Here is a 24,117-nt window from a genome sequence, read left to right on the forward strand (position 1 = left end):
TCCTATCGGTCCTCGAGCATGTCGGGAGTGAGACTGGCTTCAGTCCCAGGAATTCCCAATTCTTCGGCTCGCTTGTCGGCCGTCGAGAGCAGGCGGCGGATCCGACCGGCCACTGCGTCCTTCGTCATCGGGGGGTCGGCGAGCTGACCGAGCTCCTCGAGGGAGGCCTGCTTGTGGGTGACACGCAGCTGTCCGGCATAGCGCAGATGCTCGGGAACGTCCTCGCCGAGGATCTCCAGCGCCCGCTCGACACGGGCACCGGCGGCCACGGCGGCACGGGCCGAGCGCCGCAGGTTGGCATCGTCGAAGTTCGCGAGCCGGTTGGCCGTGGCCCGCACCTCCCGGCGCATCCGCCGCTCCTCCCAGACGAGGACGGCGTTGTGGGAGCCCATCCGGGTGAGCAGGGCGGCGATGTCGTCGCCGTCGCGGATGACGACGCGGTCGACTCCGCGCACCTCGCGGGCCTTCGCGCTCAGTCCCAGTCGGCGGGCGGCGCCGACGAGAGCCAGCGCGGCTTCGGGTCCGGGGCAGGTGACCTCGAGGGCCGAGGAGCGGCCGGGCTCGGTGAGCGAGCCGTGGGAGAGGAAGGCCCCCCGCCACGCGGCTTCGGCGTCGGCGACCGAGCCGTTGACGATCGCCGAGGGCAGTCCGCGCACCGGACGGCCGCGGTTGTCGACGAGGCCGGTCTGGCGGGCCAGCGCCCCGCCGTCGCGGGTCACCCGCAGCAGATAGCGGTTGGAGCGGCGCAGTCCCGCGGCGTTGATGACGACGATGTCCGCGAACTGTCCGTAGAGCTCCTTGATCTCGCTGCGCAGGCGCTTGGCGGCCTGCGCGGTGTCGAGCTCTGCCTCGAGCACGATCGAGCCGTTGACGAGGTGGAGAGCGGAGGAGAAGCGGAAGATCGAGGACACTTCGGCCTTCCGAGCCGAGGTGCGGGTGATCTTCACCCTCGCCAGCTCGTCCTTGACCTGAGCGGTCAATGCCATTGTTCGTCCTCCTGCACGGATCCGTCCTACCACTGCTCTTCGACGCCGATCCCGGCGTCGATCAACATGTCACGGTAGCATGCCGCGAGCTTGAGGCTGTCATGTTGGCCTGCCCGCCGGGAGCTGAGCGGATGCACTCGGAGTTTCGCGTCGAACATGTCCCGCGCCCGCTGTTCGAGCTCGGGTTCGATGCCGATCGTCGCTTCGTCGACGAGCACGTAGTCGAGCCTGAGCGACGGGGCGTGACGGTGGAGGGAGACGAGGTGCTCGCCGAGGCTGAGGTCCCGGGTCTCACCGTCGCTGGCCGAGAGGTTGAGGGTGAGCGATTTCACCGCTCGGGAGCGCACGATCGCATCCGAGAGCGAGGGGACGAGAAGGTGCGGCATGACGGAGGTGTACCACGATCCGGGCCCGAGGTTGAGGACGTCGGCCTCGGCGACGGCCTCGACGGTCTCGTAGCGAGCGGGCGGGTCCGCGGGGTCGAGCCGCACGGATTCGACATGGCCGCGGGTCGAGGCGAGCACCGACTGGCCGCGGACGATCTGGAAGGAGCCGGGGAACTGGACGTCGGCCTCGATCGTCAGCGGCACCGACGACATCGGCAGCACCCGGCCGTGGGCGCGCAGGAGCTTGGCCATCCAGTCGAGTCCGGCGACGTGGTCGCCGTGGATCTGCCACAGGGCGGCGATGAGGAGGTTGCCGACGGCATGGCCGTTGAGTTCGCCGTCGGAATCGAAGCGGTGCTGGATGACGTCGCGCCAGGTCCGCCCCCAGTTGCCGTCGTCGCAGAGGGCGGCCAGAGCCATCCGCAGGTCGCCGGGCGGCAGACCCCCGAGCTCGTCGCGCAGGCGTCCCGAGGAGCCGCCGTCGTCGGCGACGGTGACGACGGCGGTGAGCGACTCCGTGAGCAGGCGGAAGGCGCGCAGGGCGGCGTAGAGGCCGTGTCCGCCGCCGAACGAGACGATCTTCGGTCCCTTGTTGATCACCGTCGGGGTGATCTGCGGGAGGTCCTCGGTCTCCATCTCACTCCCTCCCCAGGTCGCGGTGACGCACGGTGACGGGGATGCCGGTGCGCGCGGTGAGGCTCTTGGCGATGCGCTCGCTGATCGCCACCGACCGGTGCTTGCCGCCGGTGCAGCCGATGCCGATGAGCGCGTAGCCGCGGCCCTCGTGGAGGTAGCCCTGGGCGATCGTGTCCAAGGTCGCGGTGTAGCGTTCGATGAACTCCTCGGCGCCGTTCTGGCCGAGGACGAAGTCGGCGACGTCGGAGTCGAGGCCGTTGTGCCCGCGCAGGTGGGGGATCCAGTACGGGTTGGGCAGGAAACGGACGTCGGCGACGTTGTCGGCGTCCTTGGGCAGACCGTATTTGAACCCGAAGCTCATCACCGTCAGACGCAGCGGCGGTGCGTCGTCGGCGCTGAAGCGCTTGCGCACCTCGGAGCCGAGCTGGTGGACGTTGAGGTCGGAGGTGTCGATGATGATGTCGGCACGGTGTTTGAGGGATTCGAGGGCTTCGCGTTCGGCTTCGATGCCGTCGAGCAGGGTGCCTTCGCCCTGGAGCGGGTGAGGCCTGCGGGTCGATTCGAAACGGCGGACGAGGACTTCGTCGGCGGCGTCGAGGAAGAGGATCCGCAGAGACAGTCCCTGGTCGAGGAAGTCGGAGATCGTGTCCTCGACCTCGGCGTACTTCGCCCGGCCCTTCGAGTCGGTGACGATGGCGATCTTCGGCACCGCACCGTCGGCGCGGGCGACGAGCTCGACGAGCGGTCGCATCATCTGCGGGGGAAGGTTGTCGACGACGTACCAGTCGAGGTCCTCAAGGACGTTGGCCACCGTTGTCCGGCCGGCCCCGGACATGCCTGTGACGAGCACGACCTCGATGGGATGCTCGGCACCGTTCGCGTCGCCGTGTGTGCTCATGCGTCCTCCTCGTGTCCGCGGCCTGACTCGACACTACTGTAGAGCACGCGGGTCCGCGCTTGCGGTCGGTGCTCTCAGTCCCTGCCCAGAGGGGGCCTCAGTCCTCGCTCAGCGCCGCGGCGATCTTCTCGGCCAGCGCGGGACCGATTCCCCTGACCTCGCAGAGCTCCTCGACACTCGCGGCGCGGGCCTTCTTCACCGACCCGAAGTGCCCCAGCAGCGCCGTGCGCTTGGCTTCGCCGAGGCCGGGGATGTCGTCGAGGACGGAGCTCGTCATCGCCTTCGCCCGCTTCGAGCGGTGGTAGGTGATGGCGAACCGGTGGGCTTCGTCGCGGAGTCGCTGCATGAGGAAGAGTCCCTCGGAGTTGCGCGGGAGGATGACGGGGAACGGATCGTCGGGCACCCACACCTCCTCGAGGCGTTTGGCGAGTCCGACGACGGAGATGTCGACGATGCCGAGGTCGGACAGCGCCCGGGTGGCGGCGGCGACCTGAGGGCCTGCCCCGTCGACGACGAGGAGGCTCGGCCGGTACCCGAACCGGTCGTCGGGCTCGTCGGAGGCCATCTGCTCGAGGTACCGGCTGAACCGGCGGGAGACGACGTCGTACATCGAGGCCGTGTCGTCGGTCGCCGCCTCCCCGTGGATCGCGAAGTGCCGGTAGTCGCGCTTCTTCGCCAGGCCGTCCTCGAAGACGACGAGGCTCGCGACGACGTTCGAGCCCTGTGTGTGCGAGATGTCGATGCATTCGATGCGCAGCGGTGCCTCGGGCAGGCCGAGGTGGTCCTGGATCTCCTTGAGCGCGGCGCTGCGGGTGGTGAGGTCCGAGGAGCGTTTGAGCTTGTGCTGGACGAGCGCTTCCTTCGCGTTCTTCGTCACGGTCTCGAGCACGGCCTTCTTCTCCCCGCGTTCGGGGACCCGCACGCTCACCTTCGAGCCGCGCTGCCGGCTCAGCCAGCTCTCGAGGGAGTCGAGGTCGGCGGGGATCGTGTCGACGAGGATCTCCTTGGGGATCGCCTCCGCGTCGAGACCCGAGTAAGCCTGCCGGAGGTAGTCGGTGGTGAGCTCGGCCGGGCCGTGGTCATCGGAGCGTTCGATGATCCACCCCCGCTGGCCGCGGATCCGGCCCCCGCGGACATGGAAGACCTGGACGGAGGCTTCGAGCTCCTCGGTGACGAGGGCGAAGACGTCGCAGTCGGCGGAGACCGAGAGGACGACGGCGGACTTGTCGAGGACCTTCTGCAGGGCCGTGAGCTCGTCGCGCAGGCGCGCGGCCTGTTCGTAGTCGAGATCGGCTGCGGCAGCGGCCATCTCCTTCTTCCGCTCGCTGATGAAGCGTCCGGTGCTGCCGGACATGAAGTCGACGACGCCGCGGGCGAGCTCACGGTGGTCCTCGATGCTGATATTGCCCACACACGGGGCTGCGCACTTGTCGATGTAGCCGAGCAGGCAGGGGCGCCCGCTGCGCTCGGCCCGCCGGTAGACGCCGGGAGTGCACGTGCGCATCGGGAAGGCCTTGAGGAGGAGGTCGAGAGTGTCCCTGATCGCCCACACCTGCCCGAAGGGGCCGAAGTAGCGGACCCCCTTGCGCCGCTTGCCCCGGGTGATGAAGGCCCGGGGCACCTCGTCGTTCATCGTGATCGCGAGGTACGGGTAGGACTTGTCGTCGCGGAACATGACGTTGAACCGCGGGTTGAACTCGTTGATCCACGTCCACTCGAGCTGGAGGGCCTCGACCTCGGTGTCGACGACGGTCCATTCCACCGAGGCGGCGGTGTGGACCATCGTCGACGTCCGCGGGTGGAGGGCTGCGGGGTTGGAGAAGTACGAGTTGAGCCGGTTGCGCAGGTTCTTCGCCTTGCCGACGTAGATGACTCGCCGGTCGGGGTCGCGGAACTTGTAGACCCCGGCCGAGGTGGGAATGCTGCCCGTGGCCGGACGATAGCTCGCCGGGTCAGCCATCGAGCATCTCTGCCAGGAAGCGCCCGGTGTGGCTCTTCGGGTTCGCAGCGACCTCCTCCGGGGTGCCCTCGGCGACGACCTGCCCGCCGCCGCGTCCGCCCTCGGGTCCGAGGTCGATGACGTAGTCGGCGTTGGCGATGACGTCGAGGTTGTGTTCGATGACGATGACCGAGTTGCCCTTCTCGACGAGGCCCTGGAGGACGTGGAGGAGCTTCGAGATGTCTTCGAAGTGGAGACCGGTCGTCGGTTCGTCGAGCACGTAGACGGTGCGTCCGCGCGAGCGCTTCTGGAGCTCCGCGGCGAGTTTGACGCGCTGCGCCTCACCGCCGGACAGCGTCGTCGCCGGCTGACCGAGGCGGACGTAGCCGAGTCCGACGTCGACGAGGGTCTTCAGGTGCCGCGAGATCGCGGGGATCGCCGCGAAGAACTCGGCGGCCTCCTCGATGGGCATGTCGAGCACCTCGGCGATCGTCTTGCCCTTGAACGTCACCTCGAGGGTCTCCCGGTTGTACCGGGCGCCCCCGCATACCTCGCAGGGGACGTAGACGTCGGGGAGGAAGTTCATCTCGATCTTGATCGTCCCGTCGCCGCTGCAGTTCTCGCAGCGTCCGCCCTTGACGTTGAAGGAGAAGCGTCCCGGCTGGTAGCCGCGGACCTTCGCCGACTCGGTCTCCGCGAAGAGGCGGCGGATGTGGTCGAAGACGCCGGTGTACGTCGCCGGGTTCGACCGCGGGGTGCGCCCGATCGGCGACTGGTCGACGTGGACGACCTTGTCGAGGTTCTCCAGGCCGGTCACCCGCTTGTGCCGACCGGGCACCCTGGAGGCGCCGTTGAGGACGTTGGCCATCTGCGTGTAGAGGATCTCGTTGACGAGCGTCGACTTGCCGGACCCGGAGACGCCGGTGACGGCGGTGAGCACTCCGAGGGGGACGGAGACGGTGATGTCGCGGAGGTTGTTCTCACTCGCCTTCTCGACGGTGACCATCCGTTCGGGGTCGACCGGGCGGCGCGTCGACGGGATGGCGATCGCCTTCCGTCCGTCGAGGTAGGCCCCGGTGATCGAGCGCTCGGCGTCCTTGAGCCCGGGCACGGGACCGGAGTAGATGACCTCTCCCCCGTGCTCGCCGGCGCCGGGACCGATGTCGACGATCCAGTCGGCGGCGGCGATCGTGTCCTCATCGTGTTCGACGACGATGAGGGTGTTGCCGAGGTCCTTGAGCTTGATGAGCGTGTCGATGAGGCGCCGGTTGTCGCGCTGGTGGAGGCCGATCGAGGGTTCGTCGAGGACGTAGAGGACGCCGACGAGCCCGGACCCGATCTGTGTGGCGAGCCGGATCCGCTGCGCCTCTCCGCCCGAGAGCGTGCCCGCCGCCCGGTTGAGGCTGAGGTATTCGAGACCGACGTCGAGGAGGAAGCCGAGGCGGGCGTTGATCTCCTTCATCACCTGCGCGGCCACGGCGGCGTCGCGGCCGCTGAGTTCGAGACCGGAGAGGAAGTCGGCCGCTTCGTCGAGGGCGAGCTCGGCGACCTCGGCGATCGAGCGGTCCGCGATCTTCACAGCCAGGGCTTCGGGCTTGAGCCGGGTGCCATGGCAGCTCGCGCACGGGATCTCGCGCATGTACGACTCGTAGCGCTCCCTCGACCAGTCGGATTCGGTCTCGTCGTGCTTGCGCTGGATGTACTGGAAGACGCCTTCGAAGCCGGTCGAGTACGTCCGCTCGCGGCCGAACCGGTTCTTGTACTTGACGTGGACCTCGTAGTCCTTGCCGGTGAGGATCGCGGTGCGCTGGGCGGACGTGAGGTCCTTCCACGGAGTCTTCAGGGTGAAGCCGAGTTCGTTCCCGAGCCCGGTGAGCAGACGGTTGAAGTACTTCGTCACCTGCTTGCCGCCCGACCACGGGGCGATCGCGCCCGCGCCGAGGCTGAGGTCCTCGTCCGGGACGACGAGGCTCTCGTCGACCTGGAGGCGGGTGCCGATGCCGTCGCAGGTCGGGCACGCGCCGAACGGCGAGTTGAAGGAGAACGTGCGGGGTTCGATCTCGTCGATCGTCAGGGGGTGCTCGTTCGGGCACGACATGTGCTCGGAGAACGTGCGCGTGACGCCGTCGTCGACGAGGTCGACGTCGATGCGGCCATCGGCGAGGCCGAGCGCCGTCTCGACGGAGTCGGTCAGGCGCGGGCGCATCCCGTCCTTGGCGACGAGGCGGTCGACGACGACGGAGATCGTGTGCTTGTACCTCTTGTCCAGGGTCGGCGGGTCGCTCAGACTGATCTGCTCTCCGTCGACGATCGCGCGGGAGAATCCCTTCGTCTGCAGGTCGGTGAAGAGGTCGACGAACTCCCCCTTGCGCAGGCGCACGACGGGGGCGAGGACGAGGAACTTCGTCCGCTCCGGCAGTTCGAGGAGTTGGTCGACGATCTGCTGCGGGGTCTGCTTCGTGATGACCTCACCGCAGATCGGGCAGTGCGGCACCCCGATGCGGGCCCAGAGCAGGCGGAGGAAGTCATAGACCTCGGTGATCGTGCCCACCGTCGAACGGGGGTTGCGCGAGGTCGACTTCTGGTCGATCGACACGGCCGGGGACAGGCCCTCGATGAAGTCGACGTCGGGCTTGTCCATCTGGCCGAGGAACATCCGGGCGTACGAGGACAGGGACTCGACGTAGCGGCGCTGCCCCTCGGCGAAGATCGTGTCGAAGGCGAGCGAGGACTTCCCCGATCCGGAGAGTCCGGTGAAGACGACCATGGAGTCGCGCGGGAGCGCGATCTCGACGTTCTTGAGGTTGTGCGCGCGGGCACCCTTGACCCACAGCGTGTCGAGATGGGACACGCCGGAGGGAGACTGAGTCGCACTGTTCGTTTTCATCACCCGTCCACTGTATTACTCGGCACTGACACACGTCTGCTCACTGTTGCCGACGTTACCCGCCGGTCCCGACATGGGAGTCGGCGATCTCGCCGACCGCGACGATCCGCAGGACGATGTCGCCGCTGTCGTCGCTGGCGGCCACGTCCACCGAGGCGTCGATGGCCCAATCCCGGTTGCCCTCGGGATCGGAGAGGATCTGACGCACCGCCCAGACAGTCGAACCGGGAACGATGTCGATAAATTCCCGTCCTCGCGCGGTCTGGTCGATGAGCAGGTCTCCGTACTCGTCGTAGAAGTCCTCGATCGCCTCCTCCCAAGCCTGCTTGTCGAACCCGGACTCCGCGTCGAGCCGGCCGAGCTCGTCGTAGTCGGCGCGCTCGGCGAGCAGCACGCGGTGGAAGAGCGCATTGCGGATCTCAGCGGTGAAGGCCTTCGTGTTCTCCGAGAACCGACGCTCGAGGTCGGGCAGCTCCGCGAAGTCGGTCTCGGTCGGGCTGAGACCCTGCAGGGTGCGCCATTCGTCGATGAGCGAGGAGTCGGTGCGCGCCACCGTCTCCCCCAGCCAGCCGATGATCTCCTGCAGCTCCTCGCCGCGACGGTCGGCGGGAACGTTGTGGGTGAGCGCCCGGTAGACGTCGGTGAGGTACCGCAGCAGGCTGCCTTCGGCACGGGCGAGCCCGTAGTAGCCGACGAACTGGGTGAAGCCCATCGCCTGCTCGAGCATGTCGCGCACGATCGACTTCGGTTCGAAGTCGCCGGCCCGCAGCCACGGATGGGTGAGCGCGAAGTGCTCGAAGGCGGGCTCGAGGACGTCCGCGAGCGGCTTCGGGCCCTCGACCTCGTCGAGGATGGCCATCCGCTCGGGATAGTCGAGTCCCTCCGCCTTGAGTTCGGCCAGGGTCTCGCGCTTGATCCGGTCGAGCTGGCCCTTGAGGATCGTGAAGGGAACGGGGATCGTCGATTCGACGAGGGAGACGACGTCGAGCGCCCAGGACTCCGACTCCGGATCGAGAAGGTCGAGACCGGCGAGGACGAATGGGGCCAGCGGCTGGTTGAGGGCGAACTGGGGACCGAGGTCCGCGGTCGGGACGAGTTCGCTCCCCCGCTTCTCGATGAGGCCTGCGTCGATGAGGGAGCGTCCGATGCGCAGCGCCGTGAGCTTGAGGTCGAGGCGGCGTTCACGGCTCTCGTGGGTCGAGTCGATGAATCGGCTGATCGTTGCGACGTCCGAGCCCGGGCGGGCTGTGAGGTTGAGGATCGTCGAATGGTCGATGCGCATGCGCGAGCGCAGCGATTCCGGCTCGGATCCGATGAGCTTGGTCAGGGTCTCCTCGGACCAGCCGACGAACCCGGCCGGGGCGGCCTTCTTCTTGATCTTCTTCCGCTTCTTGTCGGCGTTCGCCGCCTTGGCCTCGGCGCGGAGATTCTCGATGACGTGCTCGGGTGCCTGGGCGACGACGTATCCGCGGGTGTCGAAGCCGGCGCGTCCGGCGCGACCGGCGAGCTGCTGGAACTCGCGCACGCTCAGGCGCCGCATCTTCGACCCGTCGAACTTCGTCAGGCCCGTGAGCAGGACGGTGCGGATGGGGACGTTGATGCCCACGCCGAGGGTGTCGGTTCCGGAGATGACGAGGAGGATGCCCTTGAGGGCGAGTCGTTCGACGAGGCGGCGGTACTTCGGCAGCATTCCCGCGTGGTGGACCCCGACCCCGTGGAGGAGGAGGCGGCGCAGCGTCTGACCGAAGCCCTTGGAGAAGGAGAACCCCTTGATCTCCTCGGCGATGCGCGCCTTCTGGTCCTTCGTCGCGAGGTCGACCGAGAGCAGTCCGGTGGCGAGTTCGATGGCCCCGTTCTGGGAGTAGGAGACGACGTAGACGGGGGCCTTGTCATGGCGGATGAGGGCCCGCAGCGTATCGGAGAGCGGTTCCGTCGAGTATTCGAAGTCGAGCGGCACGGGGCGGGTCGCCGAGGTGATCACCGCGGTATCGCGCCCGGTCGTGTCCGCCATCGTCCGCCGGATCTCGGTGGTGTCGCCGAGGGTCGCGGACATGAGGACGAACTGTGCCTGCGGCAGTTCGAGGAGCGGGACCTGCCAGGCCCAGCCTCGGGTGGGGTCGGCGAAGTAGTGGAACTCGTCCATGACGACCATGCCGACGTCGAGGACGCCGCCTTCGCGCAGCGCCTGGTTCGCGAGGATCTCCGCGGTCGCGCAGATGACCGGGGCGTCGCCGTTGACGGTCGTGTCCCCGGTGATCATGCCGACGTTCTCGGGTCCGAAGGCGTCGACGAGGGCGAAGAACTTCTCGCTCACGAGCGCCTTGAGCGGGGCGGTGTAGTAGGCCCGGATGCCGCGGGTGAACGCGGTGTAGAGCGCGAAGAGGGCGACGAGGGACTTCCCCGAGCCGGTCGGGGTCGCGACGATCGTGTTGTCTCCGGTGAGGACGGCGAGCATCGCATCCTCCTGCGCGGGATAGGGTTCGATCCCGAGCTGCCGACAGTAGTCGGCGAAGGACTCGAAGATCGTGTCCTCATCGGCGAACTCCGCCGGAATGTCCTGCAACCTCGTCACGACTCTGCACAGACCTTTCGCTCTAGACTGATGTCCATCCTATTCACCGACCCCAGGAGTGTGAGATGCCGGTATTCGCCGTCACCTATGTCTACGGCCCCGACACGGAGACGAGGATGGAGCACAGGCCCCGCCACCGGCAGTGGCAGGCCGCGCTCAACGAGGCGGGGACCATCCTCGCCTCGGGTCCCCTCGACGACTCCCCTGTGCCGGGTGGGCTGCTCATCCTCAGTGCGGCCGACGTCGCCGAGGTCGAGGCTCATCTGCGGGATGATCCGTATGCGGAGATCGGAGTCATCGACAGTGTGACGATCCGGCAGTGGACTCCGGTGTTCGGGCCCTTCGCCGAGGCGTGAGCCCAGGCTGCGGCTGCCGGCTTCGGCCTGAGTCCGCCCCCGAACCGACGTGCGCGGGAGGCTCCCGACGGAGCCTCCCGCGCACTGTCTCAGAGCGATCGTACGACCGGGTTCACTTCTCGGTGCCCTGGGAGGCCTCGGATTCCTGCGGGCCCTGATCGCGGAAGGACTTCCCGTCCCGCTTCATCTTGATGATCGAGGCGATCGTCGCCACGGCCATGGCCACGACGATGAACGTCAGCGACAGCCACGTCGGCACCTCGGGCACGACCTTGCCCCACTGCAGCCACGAGACGTCGGTCTCGTGGAGGGCGGTGATGAAGAGCTTGACGCCGATGAACGCGAGGATCGCGGCGATGCCGTAGTGGAGGTAGACGAGCTTGTCGACGAGCCCGCCGAGGAGGAAGTAGAGCTGGCGCAGACCCATGAGGGCGAACACGTTGGCGGCGAAGACGAGGAACGGGACCTGGGTGACGCCGAAGATCGCCGGGATCGAGTCGAGCGCGAACATCACGTCCGTCGAACCGATCGCGAGGAAGACGATGAACATGGGCGTCCAGTACTTCTTCCCGTCGATGTCGACGCGCAGCTTGTTGCCGTGGTACTCGTCGATGATGTTCATCCGCTTGCGGAGGAAGCGGATGAGGAAGTTCTCGCCGTCGCCCTCGTCCTCGCTCGCGAACGCCTGCCGGTAGGCGACGAAGAGGAGGAAGATGCCGAAGATGAAGAAGACCTCGACGAAGGCGCTGATGATCGCCGCGCCGGCGAGGATGAAGAGCCCGCGGAAGATGATGGCGATGATGATGCCCACCATGAGGACTTCCTGCTGGTACTTCCTCGGCACCTGGAAGCTGCCCATGATGATGATGAAGACGAAGAGGTTGTCGATGCTCAGGGAGTACTCGAGCAGCCAGCCGGTGAGGAACTCGCTGCCGTGTTGGGCATCGCCGATCCAGAACAGGGACCCGGCGAAGAGGAGGGCGAGCGAGACGTAGAAGACGACCCACAGGGTCGCCTCCCGCATCGAGGGCACGTGCGGGCGCTTGAAGACGAGGAGCACGTCGAAGATGAGGATCGCGACGATGATGATCCCCGAAGTGATCATGAACCACGGCGGGATGACGGCCCCGCTCGACGCTGCGGTGCTGCCGCCCGCGGCGAGGGTGGAGGACAGGATATCCATGGATGCCTTTCGTGATGACGGAGTGGTGTACCCGTGCCGAAAGTCTCTCCCACGCTAGGACCACACTGAGGTGGCGGCGTGCGCTCCGCGCCCGGACCCTGAAGGCGGATCGTGGTGACGAGCACGGATGGACGGGATACTCCCTTTCGCCAGCCACACCAGTATAGTCACCTTCCCACGGCCTCATGGTCAGGCGTGTCCGACCTCCTTCATCGCCCGCAGCTCCTTCTTGAGATCCGAGAGCTCATCGCGCAGGCGAGCGGCGAGTTCGAACTGGAGTTCGGCGGCGGCGGCGTGCATCTGCGTCGTCAGGGACTCGATGAGCTCAGTGAGGTCCGCAGCCGGCGGGCGCAGCGAGCTGCCGCCGGAGGCGGCCTGACGCTGCTCGTCGCTGAGCGTCGAATTGTAGCCGCGCTTGCCTTTGCCGTAGTCGAACTCCGTGAGCAGCTCACGGGTGTCGGCGTCCTCACGCTGAAGCCGCTCGGTGATGTCGGCGATCTTCTTCACCAGCGGCGCCGGATCGATGCCGTTCTCCTCGTTGTAGGCGATCTGGATCTCCCGCCTGCGGTTCGTCTCGTCGATCGCCTCCTGCATCGAGCGGGTGATCGAGTCGGCGTACATGTGGACCTGGCCGTGGACATTGCGGGCCGCGCGGCCGATCGTCTGGATGAGCGAGGTCGTCGACCGGAGGAAGCCCTCCTTGTCGGCGTCGAGGATCGCGACGAGGGAGACCTCGGGCAGGTCGAGGCCCTCCCGGAGCAGGTTGATGCCGACGAGGACGTCGAACTCCCCGGCCCGCAGCTCGGTGAGCAGCTCGACGCGGCGCAGCGTGTCGACATCCGAGTGGAGGTACTGGACGCGGACCTCGTGGTCGAGGAGGTAGTCGGTGAGGTCCTCGGCCATCTTCTTCGTCAGGGTGGTCACGAGCACCCGCTCGTTGCGCTCGACCCGGGTCCGGATCTCGTCGAGGAGGTCGTCGATCTGGCCCTTCGTCGGCTTGACAACGACCTCGGGGTCGACGAGGCCGGTGGGCCGGATGATCTGCTGGACGGTGCCGGAGGCGCGTTCGAGCTCGAAGTCGCCCGGGGTCGCCGAGAGGTAGACGGTCTGCCCCACGCGTTCGCGGAACTCGTCGAACTTCAGCGGTCGGTTGTCCATCGCGCTCGGCAGCCGGAAGCCGTGTTCGACGAGTGTGCGCTTGCGCGACATGTCGCCTTCATACATGCCGCCGATCTGGGGCACGGTGACATGGGACTCGTCGACGACGAGGAGGAAGTCCTCGGGGAAGTAGTCGAGCAGGCAGTTCGGCGCCGAGCCCGCGGGACGACCGTCGATGTGGCGGGAGTAGTTCTCGATCCCCGAAGTGAAGCCCATCGACTCCATCATCTCGAGGTCGTAGCTCGTGCGCATCTTCAGCCGCTGCGCCTCCAAGAGCTTGTTCTGGGCTTCGAACTCGCTCAGCCGGGACTGGAGCTCGTCCTCGATCTCGCTGATCGCCCGGCCCATCCTGTCCTCACCGGCGACGTAGTGGGAGGCCGGGAAGACATGGATGGTGTCCTCGTCGCGGATGATCTCCCCGGTGAGCGGGTGGAGGGTCTGCAGCGATTCGATCTCGTCGCCGAAGAACTCGATGCGCAGGGCGAGCTCCTCGTACTGCGGGATGATCTCGACGGTGTCGCCCCGGACCCGGAACGTGCCGCGGGTGAAGGCCATGTCGTTGCGCGTGTACTGCATCGAGACGAACCGCTTGAGGAGTTCGTCCCGGTCGCACTCCTGCCCCTTGTGGAGGGTGACCATGCGGTCGACGTACTCCTCGGGGGTGCCGAGACCGTAGATGCACGAGACGGTCGAGACGACGACGACGTCGCGGCGGGTGAGCAGCGAGTTCGTCGCCGAGTGCCGCAGCCGCTCGACCTCGTCGTTGATCGACGAGTCCTTCTCGATGAAGGTGTCGGTCTGCGGGACGTACGCTTCCGGCTGGTAGTAGTCGTAGTAGGAGACGAAGTACTCGACCGCGTTGTTGGGCAGGAGCTGGCGGAACTCGTTGGCCAGCTGGGCGGCGAGGGTCTTGTTCGGCGCCATGATGAGCGTGGGCCGCTGCACCTGTTCGATGAGCCACGCCGTCGTCGCCGACTTGCCGGTGCCGGTGGCGCCGAGGAGGACGATGTCGCGCTCACCGGAGTCGAGGCGCTCGGAGATCTCACGGATCGCGGTGGGCTGGTCGCCCGAGGGCGAGTATTCGGAGACGACCTCGAACGGTGCCACCGTGCGAGTGACGTCGGGTCGGTGCCCGATCGCGGGCAGGGGACGTGATGGGCTCATGGACCCAGCGTAGACCTCGGCCCTGACACGACACTGGGCAGGACCCACCCGACCGGGCCGACGCTGCCCTCACCCGGCGGGACGCACCTCGAGGTCGGCGGGCAGTCCGGGATCGGCGCTGGCCCGCAGGAGCTCGTCGTCGGAGGCCGCCGGGGGGAACCCGAGCGTCGTCAGCCGCGGTGAGAGCGCCTCTGCCGAGCCGGCGTCGGGCACCGCGAGCGCGAGGGCGATCGGCACCCCCGACGAGCCGTCGCCGGTCACGGCGATCGGGAACTCCTCGCCCGTGCCGTGGCGCAGCTTCGCGGCGAGGCGTTCGGCATCGCCCTCGCGCCGCTCAGCCACGACCCCGGCCTCACGCGCCGCGGGACGCCCCGCGGCGAGGTTCGCGGCGAACGGCGCCAACCGCTCTGTCCAGAGACGGTCGACGACCGCCTCGGCAGCGGTGGGGGTGCCGGAGTTGTCGATGAGGACGTCGCACGCGGCCCGCCGCTCCTCGTCGCTCGCCTGCCGGGCGATGCGCGCCTGCGCATCGTCGCGGTCCATCCCCCGGGACGCGACGAGGCGATCGAGCCGGACGTCGGCGGGGACGTCGACGAGGAGGGTGAGGTGGTAGCCGGTCTCCATGTGGTTCTCGACGAGGAGGGGGACGTCGTGGACGACGACCTCGGCGGTCGATGCGGCGAAGCGCTGCGCGGTCCGATCCCGGATGACCGGGTGCATGAGCGCGCCGAGGCGGGCCGTCGACTCGGGATCGGCGAAGGCGACGGCGGCGAGACGGGCCCGGTCGAGTCCGCCGTCGGCGGAGACGATGTCACGGCCGAACGCCTCGGCGAGGGTGTCGACGAGCGGTTCCCCGGGGGCGACGACCTCGCGGGCGATGACGTCGGCGTCGATGATCTCCGCGCCATGGGCGGCGAGCAGCCCGGCCACCGTCGATTTGCCCGCGCCGATCCCTCCGGTCAGTCCGATCCTCAGCATGGGGCCAGCCTATCCCCCGGCGAGGGCGCTGTGGCGGATCAGGAGCCGGACCCGCTCACCCGAAAGACGACGACTCCCTCGTCGGCGAACACGGGCTGTCCGAGATGCGCCGTAAGCAGTGCCTCGAGCTCACCGGTTCCCCCGGTCGCCAGCGGAGCCTCGGGAGCGATGACGACGAAGTCGACGCCCGCATTCCGCAGGGAGGCGATGCCGGCGGCGACGGCGGGGTCGTCGGCTGCGGGCATAGGGGCGCCGGCGAAGATCGTCGGGCGCAGGGCCGTATCGAGTCCGTCCTCGGGGGCGGCGTAGGTGACCGGGGAGTCGGGGCTCGAGCCGATGAAGTACCCGCCGGTCTCCCGGTACCGGAAGTCGGCAACGGACTGCCACACCATCGCCTCATCGGCGTGCGGTTCGGCCCACGCGAGCGGCCGCGGCAGGGTCTTGACGACGGATCCGGCAGGGATCACCTCGGCGATGGAGCTGCGGTAGAACTCGGGGACGTAGACCTCACGGGCGGGCTGGACACCGGGGAGGACGACGATGGCCGCAACGGCGAGCAGGCCGAGCATCGCGATCCCGCGGGGACGGCGGCGGGCCGTCAGCGCCCATTGGAGACCCCAGCCGAGGATCGCGAAGAGCGCGATCGTCGAATGGAGGACGAGGCGCATGGGCAGGACGTTGTTGAGCACGGGGATCGACTCGATGAGGGCGAAGGGACCCGTGGGGACGAGGACGGACCCGCCGAGGAGGACGGGCGATCCCAGCGAGAGGACGAAGACGAGCAGGCCGGTGACCGCGGCGACGCGCACGACAACCGAGCGGCGGGCGAAGGCGAGGACGATGATCGCCGCCGCGAGGAGGGCGGGGATGCCGACGTAGGCGCCGATCTCGGCGCCGTCGATGTCCATGACCCGTGGCAGCGGTGACTCACCCGCGCCGATGAGCGTCGGGGACGCGGGGACGACGGGATCGAGGAGGTCGGTGTTCCACACGCCGTGCGGGCGGATCGCCCCGGACGGGGCGTTGGGACCGGCCATCGTCAGCAGCAGCGGGAGCGCACAGATCAGGGCGATCCCGGCGCCGAGGAGGCCGCCGGCTCCCAGGCGCAGCCAGCCGATGCGGGTGAGCAGGGAACGGCCGCAGAGGACGAGGCCGAGCATGAGGCAGAGGAAGGCGATGAACGTCCCGGCGAGCACCTCGGTGGAGACGTAGAACTGGAAGCCGAGGACGGCGCCGAGCCCGAGCCCGAGCAGCCAGGTGCGGCAGCCGAGCACGCGGGCGTCCCCGGACCGTTCAACCCCGGCGGCGTCGGTCGGCTGGGCGCCCGCGTCCTGGCCGGGTCCCGGCCGCGGTCCGGCGAGGAGGGCGAGGACGAGTGCTGCGACGAGCGGCGGGGCGATCGCGAAGGCGAGGTTGGGGTGTCCGGAGAGCTGCGCGATCGTGTAACTCGAGAACCCGACGCCTGCGGCCGCGGCGAACGCGGGGCCGCGACGGAGGAAGCGGGTGAAGAGCACTGCCGTCGCAAGCGAGTTGAGGACGGGGATGGCGAGGATGAGGACGTTGTAGGCGATGATCGGCCCGGCCACCCAGGTGAGCGGCGCCAGCACGATCGCGATCCCGGTCAGGGAGGTGTTCCACGCGCCGTTGACTCCCCCGCCGAGCGCATTCATCGCGTCGGTGAAGAGGAAGCCCTCCCCGGCGGCGACGGATCCGTCACCGAAGCCGAGGAACCCGGCGAGCACCTCGGCGCCGTGGCCGAGCCACCAGATGAAGAGCGAGGAGTCGTCGTTGCCGGCGGACACCTGGCCGCCCGGGTCGGCGGCGACACCGCCGAACACGCAGATGCTCGCGAGGATGAGGATGAGCGTGTACCACGCCCATGGTCGCAGTCGCGCATATGCAAAGGGCTCCCGGCCTGTCGACCGGGAGCCCTTCACTGCGCTGATGTCAGCTGCCTGCAAGCTTCTCACGCAGAGCTGCGAGTGCTTCGTCGCTGGCGAGCGTGCCCTCGTCGCCCGACTCCTCGGAGGAGAAGGACCCGGTGGCGGGAGCGGCGTCGGAGCCCGAGTCCGCAGCGCCGGCTTCGGCGTCCGCGGCGATGGCCTTCGCGACCTGCTTCTTGTGCTCTTCCCAACGCGCCTGGGCGGCGGCGTACTGCTGCTCCCAGATCTCGCGCTGCGCCTCGAAGCCCTCGATCCACTCGTTGGTCTCGGGGTCGAAGCCTTCGGGGTACTTGTAGTTGCCGTCCTCGTCGTACTCCTGCGGCATGCCGTAGAGAGCCGGGTCGAGGAACTCCTCGGCCTCGGGGTCGACGCCTTCGTTCGCCTGCTTGAGCGAGAGCGAGATGCGGCGACGCTCGAGGTCGATGTCGATGACCTTGACGTAGATGGTCTCGTCGACGGAGACGACCTGCTCGGGCAGGTCGACGTGGCGCACGGCGAGCTCGGAGATGTGGACGAGGCCCTCGATGCCGTCCTCGACGCGGACGAACGCGCCGAACGGAACGAGCTTGGTGACCTTGCCGGGCACGATCTGGCCGATGACGTGGGTGCGCGCGAAGTGCTGCCACGGATCTTCCTGCGTCGCCTTGAGCGAGAGCGAGACGCGCTCACGGTCCATGTCGACGTCGAGGACCTCGACGGTGACCTCGTCACCGACGGTGACGACCTCACCCGGGTGATCGATGTGCTTCCAGGACAGCTCCGAGACGTGCACGAGTCCGTCGACACCACCGAGGTCGACGAAGGCACCGAAGTTGACGATCGAGGACACGACGCCGGGACGGACCTGGCCCTTCTGCAGGGTCTGGAGGAAGTCGTGGCGGACCTCGGACTGGGTCTGCTCGAGCCAGGCGCGGCGCGAGAGGACGACGTTGTTGCGGTTCTTGTCGAGTTCGATGATCTTCGCCTCGACCTGCTGCCCGATGTAGGGGGCGAGGTCGCGGACGCGACGCATCTCGACGAGCGAGGCGGGAAGGAAGCCGCGCAGGCCGATGTCGACGATCAGGCCGCCCTTGACGACCTCGATGACGGTGCCGGTGACGACGCCGTCCTCTTCCTTGATCTTCTCGATGTCGCCCCAGGCGCGCTCGTACTGCGCACGCTTCTTCGACAGCATGAGGCGGCCCTCTTTGTCCTCCTTCTGGAGAACGAGTGCCTCGATGGGGTCCCCGACCTCGACGACTTCGCCGGGATCGACATCGTGCTTGATGGACAGTTCACGCGAAAGGACGACGCCTTCCGTCTTGTATCCGATGTCGACGAGGACCTCGTCGCGGTCGACCTTGACGACGGTGCCTTCGACGATGTCGCCATCGTTGAAGTACTTGATCGTCTCGTCGACGGCGGCAAGGAAGTCCTCAGCGGTTCCGATGTCATTGACAGCGACCTGCTTCGGCTGCACCGATTCCGGCGTGGTGGTGGTCATATAGGTAGGGACTCCGATGGAATTGTGTCCCGGATCCGATACCCTTGGGGTGCTTGCACAGCCTGTGGGAGTCGCATCCGGTCTCGATTACGATTATGGACTCGTATGCATACGCACATACGGTTGTCAATACTAGCATCATTCAGGGCATGAATGCACCCTGGGATCTGCCCCTCGATTCGCGGAGGACTCATGAGCGACGGAAGCTATTCGACCGAGGTCATCAGCGGGGGGTATCTGCCGATCGACGAAGAGGCGTCGGTGCGCGCCAACCGCAGCTATTGGGACAATTCCGCCGAGGAGTACCTCGCCGAGCACGGCAGCTTCCTCGGCGCCTCGGACTTCATGTGGTGTCCCGAAGGAATTCACGAATCGGACGTCCACCTCCTCGGCACAGTCGCCCGGAAGCAGATCCTCGAGGTCGGGTGCGGGGCCGGGCAGTGCTCCCGCTGGCTCGCCGAGGAGGGCGCCATCGCCACGGGCATCGACCTCTCCGCGGGCATGCTCGAGCAGGCCTCGCGCCTGCAGCGGGAGAATCCGCTCAGCCCCGATGCCACTCCCCCGACCTTCGTCCGCGCCGACGCCCGCTCCCTGCCGTTCGCCTCGAACAGCTTCGACATCGCGTTCTCCGCGTACGGTGCCCTGCCCTTCGTCAAGGACGCCGAGGTGGTGCTGGCCGAGGTGGCCCGCGTCGTCCGCCCCGGCGGAAAGTGGGTCTTCTCGACGACGCACCCGATGCGCTGGATGTTCCCCGACGTGCCGGGCGAATCGGGGCTGACCGTCGAGTACTCGTACTTCGACCGGACGCCGTACGTCGAGATCGATGCCGACGGCCAGCCCGTCTACGCCGAGCACCACCGGACGATGGGCGACTGGGTGAGCCTGCTAGTGGGCGCCGGCTTCACGATCGACTCGGTGACCGAGCCCGAGTGGCCGGAGACGAACACGACCGCGTGGGGCGGCTGGTCTCCCCTGCGCGGCGCGCTCATGCCCGGGACTGTGATCTTCGCGACGACGCTGCCCGACGCCTGACGCGCGCGACCCGGTTCTCACTCAAGCCGGAGCGCACATTGCAAGTGTTCCTCCCTTGGCTGAGTGCTGGGCGCCTTGAGCGAGCGCGCTGCTCTCAGTGGGCGGCGGCGTGCCAGGAGATGCCGGTGCCGACGTTGACGTCGAGGGGGACGTCGAGTTCGAAGGCCGAGCCCATCTCCTCAGTGACGATCGCCTTGACCTCGTCCGCCTCCTCGGGGTGGAGGTCGACGATGATCTCGTCGTGGACCTGGAGCAGCATGCGGGAGCGGAAGCCCTCGAGCCGGTCGGCGACCTTGAGCATCGCGATCTTCATGATGTCGGCGGCCGAGCCCTGGATCGGGGCGTTGAGCGCGGCGCGCTCGGCCATCTCGCGGAGCTGCCTTCGGTCGCTGTGGAGTGCGGGCAGGTACCGCCGGCGTCCCATGATCGTCTCCGTGAAGCCCTTGTCTCGGGCCTGCTCGACGATCTCGTCGAGGTAGTCCTTGACCGCCCCGAAGCGCTCGAAGTACTGGGCCATGAGATCCCGGGCCTCCTCGACGCCGATCGCGAGCTGCCGGGAGAGCCCGTACGCGGAGAGCCCGTAGACGAGGCCGTACGACATCGCCTTGACCTTCGAGCGCATCGTCGCGTCCACCTCGTCGATGCCGACGGAGAAGACCTTCGACCCGACGTACGAGTGGAGGTCCTCGCCGTCCTTGAACGCCTGGATGAGCGCGGCATCGCCGGAGAGGTGCGCCATGATGCGCATCTCGATCTGCGAGTAGTCGGCGGTGAGGAGGAGCCCGCCCTCGACGGACGGATCGGCGACGAAGACCTCGCGGATGCGCCGCCCGGACTCGGTGCGCACGGGGATGTTCTGCAGGTTCGGATCGAGCGAGGACAGACGTCCGGTGGCCGCAACCGTCTGCTGATAGGTCGTATGGATCCGCCCGTCCTCGGCGACGGTCTTGCCGAGCCCGACGACGGTCTGCTTGAGCTTCGTCGCATCGCGGTGGGCGAGCAGGTGCTGGAGGAACGGGTGCTCGGTCTTGACGAAGAGCTCGGCCAGCGCATCGGCGTCGGTCGTGTACCCCGTCTTCGTCCGCTTCGTCTTCGGCATGTCGAGTTCGTCGAAGAGGACCGTCTGCAGCTGCTTCGGGGACCCGAGGTTGACCTCGTGGCCGATCGCCTCGTACGCGAGCTCGGCACTCGCCTGCGCCTGCTTCGTGAAGTCCTCGACGAGCGCGGTCAGGCCGTCCTCGTCGATGGCGATGCCGGCCATCTCCATGCCCGCGAGCACCGGGACGAGCGGCAGTTCGATGTCCCGGTAGACCTGGGTCATGTTCGCTTCGTCGATCGCCGTCGCAAGCACGTCATGGACCTCGATGAGCGCTGCCGCGTTGGTTCCGTGGGTGCGTGCGGTCGCGTCGGTGTCGAGGTCGAGGGAGAGCTGGCCGTCCTTCGCCGAGGCGGCGGCGAGTTCGATGCCGGCGCGTTCGGCGGCGATGTCGCGCAGCTCGTAGCTGCGCTGGTCGGGCACGAGAAGGTACGCGGCAAGCGCCGTGTCCCCGGCGACGTCCCCGATGTCGATGCCCACCGATCGCAGGGCCTTGAGCTGGAGCTTCGAGGAGTGGAAGATGAGCGCCGAAGCGCGCAGCGCCTCCCCCAGCGCCGTGAGTTCGTCCTCGCTCGCCTCCCCGAGGTCGACGACCTGGGCGGTGCCGGCTTCGGTGGAGACAGCGAGGAAGCGGACGTCGCCGTGACCGAGCTCGTACGTCGCGTCCGAGTCGAGGGCGAGGACATCCGCCTCGGCGATGGAGTCAAGCAGGATGGGCACGTCGACGGTCGTGACCTCGACCTCACGGGCCGGGGCGACCTCAGCACCGGCCGGGGTCGCAGCGTCCCCGAAGATCGCGGCCAGACGCTTGCCGAGCGCCTGGAACTCGAGCTGGTCGAACAGGCTGCTCAGCTCCGCCGGGTCGCCCTCGCCCCAGGTGAGGTCGGCATAGGCGAGGCCTAAGTCGACGTCGTCGACGAGGCGGTTGAGCCGATAGTTGCGTTCGACGTCGCCGAGGTGGTCGCGCAGCTTCTCGCCGACCTTCCCGCCGATCTCGTCGGCGTGCTCGAGGACGCCGGGGAGGTCGCCGTGGGCGGTCAGCCACTTCGCCGCGGTCTTGTCCCCGACCCCGGGGACGCCGGGGAGGTTGTCGGCCTTCTCCCCCACCAGGGCTGCGAGGCCGCGGTAGTTGGCCGGGGTGACCCCGTACTTCTCCTCGATCGCCTCCGGCGTCATCCGCACGAGGTCGCTCACGCCGCGCTTCGGGTAGAGGATCGTCACGGTGTCGGTGGCGAGCTGGAACGAGTCCTTGTCCCCGGTCATCACCTCGACGCTCGCGCCGGCCTCCCGCCCGAGGCGGGCCATCGTCGCGAGCGCATCGTCGGCCTCATAGCCCTCCTTCGTCACGACGCGGATGCCCATGGCATTGACGATGTCCTTGATGAGGTCGATCTGCGGGTGGAACTCCGGCGGCGTCTTCGCCCGCCCGGCCTTGTACTCCGCGTACTCCTCGAGGCGGAAGGTCTCGCGTCCGAGGTCGAAGGCGACGGCGACGTGGCTCGGCGCCTCGTCGCGGAGCACATTGATGAGCATCGAGATGAACCCGAAGATCGCGTTCGTCGTCTGGCCGGTGCTCGTCGCGAAGTTCTCCGCCGGGAGGGCGTGGAAGGCCCGGTAGGCAAGGGAGTGACCGTCGATGAGCAGGAGGGATTCGTTAGCGTGACTCACATGCAATAGCCTAGCGTTCATCACGGACATGAAGGAGATCGATGGTGGTTCCGCACGCAAGCCTCACCGAGGACACGACCGAGGCCGAGGCTCTCGGCATGCTCGAGCAGATCAACTCAGGCGGCGCCGGGGGCGGCCTGGCGAACCGGATGGGCATCGAGTTCACCGGCATCGGCTTCGACTGGATGACCGCGACCGTGCCCGTCGAGGGCAACACCCAGCCGATGGGCCTCTTCCACGGCGGCGGTCACGTCGTCCTCGCCGAATCCCTGGCCTCGATGCACTCCTTCCTCACCAGCGGTGGGAAGAACGTCGTCGGCGTCGACCTCAACGCGACCCACCTGCGGGCGACGCGCGGTGGGATCGTCACCGGGCGCGCCGAGGTGCTCCACCGCGGCCGCACCCTCCTCTCCCACGAGGTGCGGATGACCGATGAGGAGGATCGCCTCCTCTCGATCGTGCGGATCACGAACATGGTCCTCGCGTCGAAGGCGTGAGCGTCCAGCAGACCTGAGCGTCAGGGCTCGCCGAGGCGGTGGGGCGGGCATGACTCCCCCGCCGAGGTGGTCCTCCCCCATGCGAAGAGCCCCGTCCCGGAATCCGGGGCGGGGCTCTCGTGCGCGGTCTCGACGCAGCTGTGTGGCAAGCCGGGCGCTCAGTCCTTCTTCGCGCCGATCTGCTTGAGGACGGTCTCCGCGACCTCGCGCATCGTCAGGCGACGGTCCATCGAGGTCTTCTGGATCCAGCGGAAGGCCTCGGGTTCGCTCAGGCCCATCGAGGTCTGGAGGAGGCTCTTGGCGCGTTCGACGAGCTTGCGGGTCTCGAAGCGCTCGGTGAGGTCGGAGATCTCCGATTCGAGCGAGCTGATCTCCGCGTGGCGCGAGAGTGCGATCTCGAGCGCGGGGATGAGGTCGGCGGAGGTGAAGGGCTTGACGACGTAGGCCATGGCACCGGCGTCGCGGGCGCGCTCGACGAGTTCCTTCTGCGAGAACGCGGTGAGGAGGACGACGGGGGCGATGCGGGCCTTGGCGATGCGCTCGGCGGCGGCGATGCCGTCGAGGATCGGCATCTTGATGTCCATGACGACGAGGTCGGGGCGCAGCTCTTCGGCGAGCCGGATGGCGGATTCGCCGTCCGCGGCTTCGCCGACGACGTCGTAGCCGACTTCGCGCAGCATCTCGACGATGTCGAGTCGGATCACGGCCTCGTCTTCGGCCACGACGACGCGGCGGACGGGCACGGATTCATCTGAGGTGGGTTGTTCGCTGTTGGAAAGCACGGCACCAGTCTAGACCAGGCCCGCACCGCCGACCGCAGGATTGCGCTGTGAGGAGAGCCACCAGGGTTCGGACCCGGGGGTGTCACCGATTGGGCACTCACGCGCGTGCTGTCGTAGAGTTGTCGATGTCGCGACCACTGGTCGCGGCGAGCCGGATTGGCGGAATCGGTAGACGCGGCGCACTCAAAATGCGTTGTCGAAAGACGTGTGGGTTCGAGTCCCACATCCGGTACTCATTCCCAGCGCAGCACCCGTGGTGCTGCGCTTTCTGCGTCTCGGGGTGGATTCGGTCGGGGACCGCCCGGGGACCGCGAAAAATCAAGAGAACGGGCGCCTGCCCGGACGTCGCCCCGCTGGTCCCCGGGTGATCCGGGGCCGGGGGCTCTGAGAGCGGGTGACGGGAGTCGAACCCGCCTCTCGACCTTGGGAAGGTAGCGTTCTACCGATGAACTACACCCGCGTGGCGTACCTCA

General features: G+C 67.9%; 16 protein-coding genes and 2 tRNA genes. 4 read left to right on the forward strand and 14 right to left on the reverse strand.

Annotation, left to right across the window (positions count from 1 at the left end; translation table 11 throughout):
* Nucleotides 1-2 precede the first annotated feature (2 nt).
* The 6 genes from whiA to AC0VYB_RS10385 form a co-directional block, all read right to left on the reverse strand.
* Nucleotides 3-986 (reverse strand): DNA-binding protein WhiA, encoded by a 984-nt coding sequence (whiA, locus tag AC0VYB_RS10360; protein WP_009377204.1) that lies wholly within the window; start codon nt 984-986, stop codon nt 3-5.
* A gap of 26 nt (nt 987-1,012) precedes the next feature.
* The gene (locus AC0VYB_RS10365) at nt 1,013-2,008 is read right to left on the reverse strand and encodes a gluconeogenesis factor YvcK family protein (RefSeq protein ID WP_009377203.1); all 996 of its coding nucleotides are present in this window, start codon (nt 2,006-2,008) and stop codon (nt 1,013-1,015) included.
* Nucleotide 2,009: 1 nt separating this feature from the next.
* Nucleotides 2,010-2,906 carry an RNase adapter RapZ gene (rapZ, locus tag AC0VYB_RS10370; protein ID WP_009377202.1) on the reverse strand — a complete coding sequence of 299 codons (897 nt, stop codon included), beginning with the start codon at nt 2,904-2,906 and terminating at the stop codon, nt 2,010-2,012.
* A gap of 97 nt (nt 2,907-3,003) precedes the next feature.
* On the reverse strand, nt 3,004-4,866 hold the full coding sequence (uvrC, locus tag AC0VYB_RS10375; protein ID WP_063250271.1) for an excinuclease ABC subunit UvrC: 1,863 nt from the start codon (nt 4,864-4,866) through the stop codon (nt 3,004-3,006).
* Nucleotides 4,859-7,732 carry an excinuclease ABC subunit UvrA gene (uvrA, locus tag AC0VYB_RS10380; RefSeq protein WP_063250270.1) on the reverse strand — a complete coding sequence of 958 codons (2,874 nt, stop codon included), beginning with the start codon at nt 7,730-7,732 and terminating at the stop codon, nt 4,859-4,861. The genes uvrC and uvrA overlap by 8 nt, the downstream gene beginning before the upstream one ends.
* A 55-nt stretch (nt 7,733-7,787) precedes the next feature.
* Nucleotides 7,788-10,304, reverse strand: coding sequence for a DEAD/DEAH box helicase (locus AC0VYB_RS10385; RefSeq protein ID WP_259821426.1), 2,517 nt, complete (start codon nt 10,302-10,304; stop codon nt 7,788-7,790).
* 65 nt (nt 10,305-10,369) lie between these two features.
* On the opposite strand from AC0VYB_RS10385, the gene AC0VYB_RS10390 reads away from it, so the two are divergent.
* Nucleotides 10,370-10,660 (forward strand): YciI family protein, encoded by a 291-nt coding sequence (locus AC0VYB_RS10390; RefSeq protein ID WP_009377198.1) that lies wholly within the window; start codon nt 10,370-10,372, stop codon nt 10,658-10,660.
* Nucleotides 10,661-10,772: 112 nt separating this feature from the next.
* Here the strand turns inward: AC0VYB_RS10390 and AC0VYB_RS10395 are convergent, their stop codons facing one another.
* The 5 genes from AC0VYB_RS10395 to rpsA form a co-directional block, all read right to left on the reverse strand.
* Entirely contained in the window at nt 10,773-11,843 is a 1,071-nt protein-coding gene (locus AC0VYB_RS10395; RefSeq protein ID WP_009377197.1) for a TerC/Alx family metal homeostasis membrane protein, read from the reverse strand.
* A 189-nt stretch (nt 11,844-12,032) separates the two neighbouring features.
* Entirely contained in the window at nt 12,033-14,165 is a 2,133-nt protein-coding gene (gene uvrB, locus AC0VYB_RS10400) for an excinuclease ABC subunit UvrB (protein ID WP_009377196.1), read from the reverse strand.
* A 69-nt stretch (nt 14,166-14,234) separates the two neighbouring features.
* On the reverse strand, nt 14,235-15,143 hold the full coding sequence (coaE, locus tag AC0VYB_RS10405) for a dephospho-CoA kinase (protein ID WP_009377195.1): 909 nt from the start codon (nt 15,141-15,143) through the stop codon (nt 14,235-14,237).
* A gap of 38 nt (nt 15,144-15,181) precedes the next feature.
* A complete protein-coding gene (locus tag AC0VYB_RS10410) occupies nt 15,182-17,113 on the reverse strand; it encodes a hypothetical protein (RefSeq protein WP_146001396.1) in 1,932 nt (643 codons plus the stop codon).
* Nucleotides 17,091-18,569, reverse strand: a complete 1,479-nt coding sequence (rpsA, locus tag AC0VYB_RS10415) for a 30S ribosomal protein S1 (protein ID WP_009377192.1) — start codon at nt 18,567-18,569, stop codon at nt 17,091-17,093. Before rpsA ends, AC0VYB_RS10410 begins: the two co-directional genes overlap by 23 nt.
* A 192-nt stretch (nt 18,570-18,761) precedes the next feature.
* On the opposite strand from rpsA, the gene AC0VYB_RS10420 reads away from it, so the two are divergent.
* Nucleotides 18,762-19,601, forward strand: a complete 840-nt coding sequence (locus AC0VYB_RS10420) for a class I SAM-dependent methyltransferase (protein WP_009377191.1) — start codon at nt 18,762-18,764, stop codon at nt 19,599-19,601.
* A 94-nt stretch (nt 19,602-19,695) separates the two neighbouring features.
* On the opposite strand, the gene polA is transcribed toward AC0VYB_RS10420, so the two are convergent.
* Nucleotides 19,696-22,365 (reverse strand): DNA polymerase I, encoded by a 2,670-nt coding sequence (polA, locus tag AC0VYB_RS10425; protein ID WP_131247719.1) that lies wholly within the window; start codon nt 22,363-22,365, stop codon nt 19,696-19,698.
* 41 nt (nt 22,366-22,406) lie between these two features.
* Here polA and AC0VYB_RS10430 point away from each other — a divergent pair, with 41 nt between their 5' ends.
* The gene (locus AC0VYB_RS10430) at nt 22,407-22,862 is read left to right on the forward strand and encodes a PaaI family thioesterase (RefSeq protein WP_009377189.1); all 456 of its coding nucleotides are present in this window, start codon (nt 22,407-22,409) and stop codon (nt 22,860-22,862) included.
* A 158-nt stretch (nt 22,863-23,020) separates the two neighbouring features.
* Here the strand turns inward: AC0VYB_RS10430 and AC0VYB_RS10435 are convergent, their stop codons facing one another.
* On the reverse strand, nt 23,021-23,644 hold the full coding sequence (locus AC0VYB_RS10435) for an ANTAR domain-containing response regulator (RefSeq protein ID WP_051995515.1): 624 nt from the start codon (nt 23,642-23,644) through the stop codon (nt 23,021-23,023).
* A 150-nt stretch (nt 23,645-23,794) separates the two neighbouring features.
* On the opposite strand from AC0VYB_RS10435, the gene AC0VYB_RS10440 reads away from it, so the two are divergent.
* Nucleotides 23,795-23,876 (forward strand) — tRNA-Leu (locus AC0VYB_RS10440).
* 157 nt (nt 23,877-24,033) lie between these two features.
* Here the strand turns inward: AC0VYB_RS10440 and AC0VYB_RS10445 are convergent.
* A tRNA-Gly gene (locus AC0VYB_RS10445) sits at nt 24,034-24,104 on the reverse strand.
* Nucleotides 24,105-24,117 lie beyond the last annotated feature (13 nt).

Source organism: Brevibacterium sp. Z349TD_9 (assembly GCF_056173565.1).

Bases quoted from the DNA above. Each gene is read 5' to 3' on its own strand.
- whiA (WP_009377204.1), bottom strand. From the start codon at position 986: ATGGCATTGACCGCTCAGGTCAAGGACGAGCTGGCGAGGGTGAAGATC.
- AC0VYB_RS10365 (WP_009377203.1), bottom strand. From the start codon at position 2,008: ATGGAGACCGAGGACCTCCCGCAGATCACCCCGACGGTGATCAACAAG.
- rapZ (WP_009377202.1), bottom strand. From the start codon at position 2,906: ATGAGCACACACGGCGACGCGAACGGTGCCGAGCATCCCATCGAGGTC.
- uvrC (WP_063250271.1), bottom strand. From the start codon at position 4,866: ATGGCTGACCCGGCGAGCTATCGTCCGGCCACGGGCAGCATTCCCACC.
- uvrA (WP_063250270.1), bottom strand. From the start codon at position 7,732: ATGAAAACGAACAGTGCGACTCAGTCTCCCTCCGGCGTGTCCCATCTC.
- AC0VYB_RS10390 (WP_009377198.1), top strand. From the start codon at position 10,370: ATGCCGGTATTCGCCGTCACCTATGTCTACGGCCCCGACACGGAGACG.
- AC0VYB_RS10395 (WP_009377197.1), bottom strand. From the start codon at position 11,843: ATGGATATCCTGTCCTCCACCCTCGCCGCGGGCGGCAGCACCGCAGCG.
- uvrB (WP_009377196.1), bottom strand. From the start codon at position 14,165: ATGAGCCCATCACGTCCCCTGCCCGCGATCGGGCACCGACCCGACGTC.
- coaE (WP_009377195.1), bottom strand. From the start codon at position 15,143: ATGCTGAGGATCGGACTGACCGGAGGGATCGGCGCGGGCAAATCGACG.
- rpsA (WP_009377192.1), bottom strand. From the start codon at position 18,569: ATGACCACCACCACGCCGGAATCGGTGCAGCCGAAGCAGGTCGCTGTC.
- AC0VYB_RS10420 (WP_009377191.1), top strand. From the start codon at position 18,762: ATGAGCGACGGAAGCTATTCGACCGAGGTCATCAGCGGGGGGTATCTG.
- AC0VYB_RS10430 (WP_009377189.1), top strand. From the start codon at position 22,407: ATGGTGGTTCCGCACGCAAGCCTCACCGAGGACACGACCGAGGCCGAG.